General features: G+C 55.6%; 9 protein-coding genes. 5 read left to right on the forward strand and 4 right to left on the reverse strand.

From position 1 onward, the window contains the following. Positions 1-84: 84 nt before the first annotated feature. The 4 genes from WCE35_RS17835 to WCE35_RS17850 all read left to right on the forward strand — a co-directional run bounded on the left by WCE35_RS17835 (position 85) and on the right by WCE35_RS17850 (position 2,356). Positions 85-246, forward strand: coding sequence for a hypothetical protein (locus tag WCE35_RS17835; RefSeq protein ID WP_424594651.1), 162 nt, complete (start codon positions 85-87; stop codon positions 244-246). 1,234 nt (positions 247-1,480) lie between these two features. Continuing rightward, positions 1,481-1,804, forward strand: a complete 324-nt coding sequence (locus WCE35_RS17840) for a hypothetical protein (RefSeq protein ID WP_424594652.1) — start codon at positions 1,481-1,483, stop codon at positions 1,802-1,804. Between the two features lie 180 nt (positions 1,805-1,984). Further along, a complete protein-coding gene (locus WCE35_RS17845; RefSeq protein WP_424594659.1) occupies positions 1,985-2,188 on the forward strand; it encodes a hypothetical protein in 204 nt (67 codons plus the stop codon). A gap of 21 nt (positions 2,189-2,209) precedes the next feature. Next, entirely contained in the window at positions 2,210-2,356 is a 147-nt protein-coding gene (locus tag WCE35_RS17850) for a PilZ domain-containing protein (protein ID WP_424594653.1), read from the forward strand. Between the two features lie 65 nt (positions 2,357-2,421). Here WCE35_RS17850 and WCE35_RS17855 read toward each other — a convergent pair whose 3' ends face one another. The 3 genes from WCE35_RS17855 to WCE35_RS17865 all read right to left on the reverse strand — a co-directional run bounded on the left by WCE35_RS17855 (position 2,422) and on the right by WCE35_RS17865 (position 3,683). Beyond that, entirely contained in the window at positions 2,422-2,721 is a 300-nt protein-coding gene (locus tag WCE35_RS17855; protein WP_424594654.1) for a hypothetical protein, read from the reverse strand. A 252-nt stretch (positions 2,722-2,973) separates the two neighbouring features. Continuing rightward, on the reverse strand, positions 2,974-3,303 hold the full coding sequence (locus tag WCE35_RS17860) for a PilZ domain-containing protein (protein ID WP_424594655.1): 330 nt from the start codon (positions 3,301-3,303) through the stop codon (positions 2,974-2,976). A 74-nt stretch (positions 3,304-3,377) separates the two neighbouring features. Beyond that, the gene (locus WCE35_RS17865) at positions 3,378-3,683 is read right to left on the reverse strand and encodes a hypothetical protein (protein ID WP_424594656.1); all 306 of its coding nucleotides are present in this window, start codon (positions 3,681-3,683) and stop codon (positions 3,378-3,380) included. Between the two features lie 197 nt (positions 3,684-3,880). Between WCE35_RS17865 and WCE35_RS17870 the strand changes: the two genes are divergently transcribed. Then, positions 3,881-4,033, forward strand: coding sequence for a transposase (locus WCE35_RS17870; protein ID WP_424594657.1), 153 nt, complete (start codon positions 3,881-3,883; stop codon positions 4,031-4,033). Positions 4,034-4,184: 151 nt separating this feature from the next. On the opposite strand, the gene WCE35_RS17875 is transcribed toward WCE35_RS17870, so the two are convergent. After that, positions 4,185-6,599, reverse strand: a complete 2,415-nt coding sequence (locus WCE35_RS17875) for a beta strand repeat-containing protein (protein ID WP_424594658.1) — start codon at positions 6,597-6,599, stop codon at positions 4,185-4,187. Positions 6,600-7,535 lie beyond the last annotated feature (936 nt).

The following is a 7,535-nucleotide window of genomic DNA, read 5'->3' on the forward strand; positions in this document are numbered from 1 at the left end:
ATAGATCAACACGCGCGAGAATCGGAGATTGCGATTAGCCGGATCGATGCCGTCTAGAGGGTTTGCTTTTCACAGGAAAAACGCATGGCGCATACCGACCCTCCCAATTACAAACTTCCGGCAAGAATCGAAGAATTCCGGGAGCGGGTTATTGCCTTCTGCGAGCGTTATGTTCGCCCCCGCGCCATGGATGTCGAAGCGTCAGCAGCTTACCCAGATGATCTTCACACACTTTTTGTCCTGTAGGCGCACGACGGCCAGTGTCCCGCACTGGACCGTCACTTTAAGGAGCGGCCCGACGCGCGACGTTGTCCGGACGACACCGCGTCGGGCCCAACCAAACCGCAGCGGTTAAGCCATTGGCATGGCCGAATCATACATAGGGGAACTTCGCGGCAAAAAATCCGCCTGCACACGCATGCGCTGGCGACTTGCCGAATCCGGCCGCCGCTAATTCAGAAGCGCAAGTTGACGCCGCGAACGCCCCAGGATTTGACCTACGCCGCGCTGATGAAAAGCAGGTCCGCGCCAGCGCTCGATGTCACCCGGGATCGTTGTGAAGCCATTCTATTGCGCGCACTTGCCTAAGCCATCGCGTTAAAATGGAAAGTTGGCATTTGTGCTAACCGCAGGCAAGTGAGCCGCCAAGGTCGCCCCTGACGGCTCGCTAACTTGGCGTTTGTAACGTCGGGGTGCTCCGATCCGCCGAACCGCAAGCCGACCGACAGGCGCAGCATGATCTAATCAGCGCGAGCTTCAATTCACGAATTATGAAAATTATGAACTCGCGGTGGTTTAATGGGATCGGGTCGCTGCAACTCGGCGGGGTAGCAGCCTTCCCAAAGTTGGGAAGCCATCAGCTCCCACGTCTCGGCCTGCGATACGCGGGGCATAGCACCCACAGGTCTTCCATGACGCACGTCAATACTCTGAGGAAGGGCGACTACCAGATTTGAAGACCGCTATCCGGCGACCAAGTTGCCATAGCTCGACGTCGTTGGTGTCAACTAATTGCTGGGCGCTTTCTTTTGCTGCCTGCTCGTCGGCACAATAAAGATTTGCCGCGTTTATAACGCGACGGTGTTCATCCAGAAGGTAAGCCCGGTAATGCAGCATCCCCACGCCCCACAGCGCGGAAACAGTACTTCATGGGGCGACGCAAAACCAAGGAAATTTTCGTGTGGACGTAGTTTTACGTAACAGGATGCTCACTGTTAAATGTCCAACGCCTCCCAGCACTCAGCCTCGCTCCACGCGCGCGCCCGCTCAAAACCTCTCAAAGCGAGCATCATCAGCTTATCGTACCTTAACGTAGTCAGCTCTGCGTCGTTGCCGACACGGCGGCCATGGCAGCCTAATTCGTTTTGCCTGTGTCCTAATTCGGCCAGTACCCTCGAACCGGTCCTCGCATCGCAAATCGGACAAATTTGCAATCTCCGTTACGTTGCACGCGACGTGTGTGAGTCGCGTTACGCCAAATATGCGAGCACCAAAGCTCGACAACGAAACCATCGCCATTCACGTCACCAAGATCGGCGGGCAAAGCTACCCCGACGATTACACAGTGATCTGGCGCGGCTTGCCAATTGGCCGGATCAGGAAGAGTCCCGGCCTCCCTGCTCATATCGATCAGTGGTGGTGGGGCTGCAATGTGTACGGCCAACCATCGCTCAGTGGCGATAGCGGACAGGGCACCGATTTGGAGGATTGCAAAGCGAAGTTCAAAATTGCATGGACGCGGATACGCGCCAGGCTGACGGATCGGAACATCGCGAAGGCGCACGAGATGAACGGCGCGGGATAGGAGGTGATCGCAAGCGATCTCCGGAACGGTAGTTCTGCTCTGTCTGGATCGAAAGCGGGGTCTCGAGGTTCACGAGATGCTGGTTGCTGGTCGATCGAATACCAAAGCTTCGCTTGCAGGCCGGGCGAAGACAGCGGGAGCTTCCTACCCCGCGTGAGCTTTCCCTCGCAGGCCGTTGTCGTGACATCCACAGCACCGGTCGCAGCCCCGAAAATCGTCAAGGGAATAATTTCTGCGACCAGACGTGCCGAGACCATCGATCAGTTCGGAACGCTGCACAATGGGCGCGCGGCTTACCCCGGAGCGGCCGCTGCACTAATGCGCATCCGTGCCGCCGGTCGGGAGGTTGTGCTTCTTTCGAACTCCGGCAGGCCTTTGCACTGAACGCAAATCGGTTGGCGCGATTTGTCGCTGACTGGCTGTGCTTTGGAGGTATCAAACCCAATCGGAATTCCCGCCGATTTTGTGTTGGCGATACCGGAACACGGATTGACCTTGTCGTGCCGAGTTGTCTGGCGCAGAGGCTTTCGCTTTGGGGTAGCCTTCGATTGAGGTAGGCGCGCTTCCAGTTTATGCGCCCTAAAGCATTTCGGGACGTTCTGGGTCCGCGATGTCTTTCAAATTGATGCGCTGGCGGATTGTTGAAACAGTCGGTTCGCGTTATTGAGCTTCGAAGAAACCGACAACAATTGACCATGAATTTCTTCGATCTGTCCTAGCAAGTCTTCTTCCTTTGTAGGGTTGCCTTGAACCATTAACAGCAAAATTTGAAGGTTCTGGATTGCCGCGTTCCAATGTGAACGAATTGCTTCCACATTTTCGACCACGGTCCATAAATCGGCGTCAGGAGAAGGCAGCTTATCGCCATCCGTGGCGTGCTTGGTGGCTCTAGCAGGGAATTGAATGATCGTACCCATAAGATTAGCCCTTAAGATTGGGGTTATATGGAGATTGCAAGGGATGCCGCGGTTCTATGCCTTGTGAGCGATCTGTCTATCGTTAGTACCACGGTGGCGAGAGCGCCCGAGCGGGTCTTGTCTTCGCCCGACAGTGTGGTGGCTTCATCGATGTTGACTGCCCACTTCCACACGCTTGACGCAACGTCTTGCACAACTAGGTAATTTTTGCCGCGATAGTGCTTGTACATAATCGATCCTTTATGCCTTGGACTACACTTCCGCCGTGTACTTGTTCGCCGCTTTGCCTTTGACCTGCGGCGCCGAAGGCTTCGATGTTATGAATCTCACGCCAAGCTGATTGCCGTTGATCCAAGCTGTTTCGCAATACCGATGAACAGAGCCCGTACTCGTCAAGAGAAGCAAAAATTCTTTCATCACCAGACCTTCCAGCGACCCTTCTACTGTAAGCTTTGCGCCTGATTCCGATACATCGTGCATCAGACAGTCGCGACGCCATGTTCTATCAATCCCCATGATGTAGGTCTTAAAGGCGCGCGAAAAAGTCACGCGCTGATTCTTGCGGCGTTGGGTGGTGGACATAACAAGGTCTCCGATTCTAAAGCAGCCTAAACCTTTGTTGGAGAAGAAATAGTTAGACCTGTGAGTATCATTGTTCAAAAAGCGCCATCTGCTGTGGCGCTCAATGGGCCAATCTCCGATCCGCTCGGAAGTGGTCCATCGAGCGCGTCCTTATCGGTATCTCCCCAAAAAGAGCCTAACTGATCGGGGGAATCGTTTAGCCATAAAATGGCATCTCGCGTCGAAAGCCAGACTATGCGCTCTTGTGCGTCCCGGTTTTCGGATGACATGTGAAGCAAAAATTGGCTGTCATTCGTTCGAAAGAGTCGTTCGTGCCCTTCGAACTCGGCCATAGTCTGGTAGTCAATCACCGGATATTTACGGTAGACTATGAGCCGCATGACGCGCCTATCCTGCAAAATGCTTTCACCATAAAAGACGCTTATGGTTAAAACTTCGCTAATCGATGGCCTGCGAATAGGGGCGCTGGAAAAATTGAAAACGTGGGTCAGTTATGAGTTGCGCCAGTGTGAGGCTCATGCCGAATCGGGCGACTATTCCACGACACTCACGGCACTCCGCTGGCTGTGGTGATGGCATGTCGCAATCACGCCGGGCGGTGGTCGAGTGCATCTTCGGATGGGGCAAGCAGCATGGCACCATGCGCAAGACCAAACATCGTGGCATCGCTCGCGTCGCCGCCGACTTCCTGCTCAATCTGATCGCCTATAACCTGATCCGCATTCCCTGAGCGCCTTGCCGCTTAACCACTCCGCGCCCGGGGTACACCCAAACCAGACTGGAAAATTACATCCAACTCCACCGCGCCGCCCCAACGACGACCGGCCAGAATAAGAAAACTCTGCATTTCAAGGTTTTTCAGCAGACTGTTAGAGGAGATACTAGAAGTGAAAAAAATCTGCACTCGTCAGCGTGCTTGCGACGACATTGGTCAAAACAATCTCCATGTCCGCCGACCCCTGATTCTCGGCGACGCCCGATGTGTTGGCGTAAACTATGGTATCTGAGCCGCTTTGGATCCACACGATGCCATTCGCAGGTACCTGGGCGCTGCCGGTGATGAGGCCTCCAACTATAGTAAGGCCGGTAATGGCTGAGGTGTCGATGATATCGACCCCGTGAACGAAATCGGCAATCGAATCATGACTTGCTACCGTCGAATCCGAGGCCGCCGTAAAGACAAATTTATCGGAACCTGCTCCTCCGGTGAGTAAATCAGCTCCCGCGCCTCCTTTGATCGTGTCATTGCCACTGCCCGTCGTAATTGTGTTGTTCGCGCTGCCTCCGTTGACCGTAAGGTTGCCCGTATCAGTCCCCGCTGCGAGATTTCCGCCGGTTCCCAAGGTTACCGTTGCCGCCGCCGATCCGGAGAGCGTCAGCGTATTCGCTGTTAACGCCGTCGCGTTGACGGTCACGGTATCGGTATTGAAGGCGTCGGTGATCGAGGTCGCCGCCGAACCGGTCGTAATGCTGATGCCATTGTCAGCCGCATCCCCGGTCGTCACCGTCAGCGCGCCGGTCAGAGAGCCAGCTGCGATATCCCCGACCAGTCCGGTCACCACCTCCGCCGCCGAGCCGGTGAGCGTTAAAGCCGTATTCTGTGCCAGCGCCGTCGCGTTGACGGTCACGGTATCGGTGTTGAAGGCGTCGGTGATCGAGGTCGCCGCCGAGCCGGTCGTAATGCTGATGCCATTGTCAGCCGCATCCCCGGTCGTCACCGTCAGCGCGCCGGTCAGAGAGCCAGCTGCGATATCCCCGACCAGTCCGGTCACCACCTCCGCCGCCGAGCCGACAAGTGTCAGCGCCGTATTGTTGGCTAACGCCGTCGCATTGACATTGAGCGTGACGCCGTTGGAGTCCGTGACACTGGTCGCCCCGGTGCCTGTGACCACATTCACAATGCCGGCGGCGGCTGCGTCTGCGCCCAAAGTAATCGTGTTTGCCCCTGTCAGTTGCAAAGTCTGAACGGAAGTAACGTTGGCGAAATCGCCACTGTTAAGCGTCACTGCTGCAATCATTGAGATCGTATCGGCACCACCATTACCACTGACCGCCCCCGGCGCAACAAGGCTTGCCTCAGAAGCAAAGGCGAAGGTGTCATTGCCCGATGCACCTTCGATCCAAGCTGCCAAAAATGCGCTGGTGTTCCCTGCTGCATCGGAAGCATTTGCTGTGAATGTGTGAGCGCTGGAGTTAGTTACCGACCCGGTCGTAGTGTAACTCCACGAGCCTGAGACTGACGCCGTCACCGTGCTTAGCTGAGTAACTCCGTCAAATATCGCGACATTGCTGTTTGCCTCAGCGGTTCCGGTGATTACCCAATGATTGCCCCCGACGCCGCCCAGAGCAATGCTTGTGATTGACGTCACCGTCGGGGCCGTGGTGTCGATCTGCAGCGCGCCCGCCGGATTGCTCACCGCGCCGGAGAGGACGGCATTGTTGTTCGCCGCATCCTGCAGCGTGGCCCCGTTCAGGTTGAACGACGTCACCGCCAGGTCACCGGTGTCCTGCCCGGCGCCCACCGTATAGCTGAAGGTCAATGCGGTCCCGGTGCCACCGGTGTAGCTCGCCGTGCCGCCATTGCTCAGCGACAGCGTCGGCGTGCCGCCCGCAACCGTCACCGCCTCGCTCATATTGACCGTCAGCGTGACGACGTGGCCGGCATTCAAGTCGCCGTTGCCGCTGCCGTCGATGCCGGGGCCGGAGCTCACCACCGACGTCACCGTCGGGGCCGTGGTGTCGATCTGCAGCGCGCCCGCCGGATTGCTCACCGCGCCGGAGAGGATAATCCAGTTTGACTCTGAGATCAAAAGAGATCCAGCTGCCGCACTGTCGGCAATCAGCTTGTTCCCGGATGACCCGTCGTTCGTGTCATGAATGATTAGTTCGGAAGGTATCGGCCCAGCAAGGATTTGAGGATATGCCGATGATCCAACAATCGGGACGCCATGCGCCTTGAAGCTTGCGTTTGTATCCCCCGCAGGAGGCTTAACGCTGCCGGAGTCTACGCCATTGACGGGAAGGTTTGAATTCGCGTCCGCATTCGTTAAATCTTTCTCGTGAACCTTTGTCGCATTATTGAGCCCCCCCGCTTCCACACTTGCCTTACTGGAGTCTGGAGTTTTATTCGACCCGCCGTTAGACGGTGCGTCCGAACCCTCGCCATTATATTTCAGCGCAAGGCTCTTTTGCGCATCGAGCCACAGTAACGCAGCAATGCTAACCGCATTCAAGCCGACCGCGAACGGTAGCAAAATACGACGCCTTGCGCGCGCGAGAACAACAGCGGGTGACATAGACAGTACGCGGCCCAATCCGCTGAACGTGTTTCTATCGAGAAACGATTCTCGATCCGCGACTTAATTAGACGACCAACCTGTTTCTTGGTTGATGGTACAAGCGCGACGATTTACAGCCAATTAAGTGGTCGCATTGCTTAGAAAATCGTCAATTACGTGCGGTGTCCAACGCCGCATTAATACTTCGGTAACTACAGTCGCAAGGTGAAGCGATCTGCGCGTAGAACCGTTTGCAAATCGAACCTTCAACAGTTCAATTTCTACCTTAAAGTCCTTAAAAAAGAACGGATTGGATAAGGAAGCGAATCGCAGATAGTGCGGCCCGAAATGCTATAACTTGAGCTGGCATTGATGCCGTTCCATCACCCCCCGCAAAGTGGACCTAATCCAATCCTTATAGTTTCGCATTTTGTGAACGGGCGGCGAGCCAAAAATGGTTTGCAACGATACCGGATCAGGTCACGCCCAATGTCCGGTGTGGGGTCATCAACGGACCCTGGGCCGCGTCTTCCGTTGATCCCTCAACAGCGGACGTTCATTGGTTCGGCTGGTATGTCCGTTTGGTACCGGAATAGACTCCTGCACCGCAGAAAATAGGATCGCCGACCCTAGTTTGACACAATCCGTTAATGGCAGTGACGCACTCGCGGCCCGCTTCCTTATTCCCACTCCGCTCCGAATTCGTCAGAAGTGGCATTGATCCACAACAGCGCGGCGCGGCAATCAAACCAAATTAAGCGATCGTCTTCGGCTGGCCTGGCTCGAGACGACATGTGTAGCACGAAAGATTATGCATCTACTCGGAACAGCGAGTCGCGCACCTGACATTCCACAAGCGACTGAGAATCAATAAACGGATAACTTCGAGAGGCAAGGAGCTGCATTGCGAATCGCGTTAGCCAAGCGAAGGTTTTCCAGCAAATTAAACTGCAA

Source organism: Bradyrhizobium sp., from assembly GCF_049691595.1.
In the GTDB taxonomy this organism is placed as follows: Bacteria; Pseudomonadota; Alphaproteobacteria; order Rhizobiales; family Xanthobacteraceae; genus Bradyrhizobium.

Coding starts and splice junctions, on each gene's coding strand:
- WCE35_RS17835 (WP_424594651.1), top strand. CDS start 85: ATGGCGCATACCGACCCTCCCAATTACAAACTTCCGGCAAGAATCGAA.
- WCE35_RS17870 (WP_424594657.1), top strand. CDS start 3,881: ATGTCGCAATCACGCCGGGCGGTGGTCGAGTGCATCTTCGGATGGGGC.
- WCE35_RS17855 (WP_424594654.1), bottom strand. CDS start 2,721: ATGGGTACGATCATTCAATTCCCTGCTAGAGCCACCAAGCACGCCACG.
- WCE35_RS17860 (WP_424594655.1), bottom strand. CDS start 3,303: ATGTCCACCACCCAACGCCGCAAGAATCAGCGCGTGACTTTTTCGCGC.
- WCE35_RS17840 (WP_424594652.1), top strand. CDS start 1,481: ATGCGAGCACCAAAGCTCGACAACGAAACCATCGCCATTCACGTCACC.
- WCE35_RS17875 (WP_424594658.1), bottom strand. CDS start 6,599: ATGTCACCCGCTGTTGTTCTCGCGCGCGCAAGGCGTCGTATTTTGCTA.
- WCE35_RS17865 (WP_424594656.1), bottom strand. CDS start 3,683: ATGCGGCTCATAGTCTACCGTAAATATCCGGTGATTGACTACCAGACT.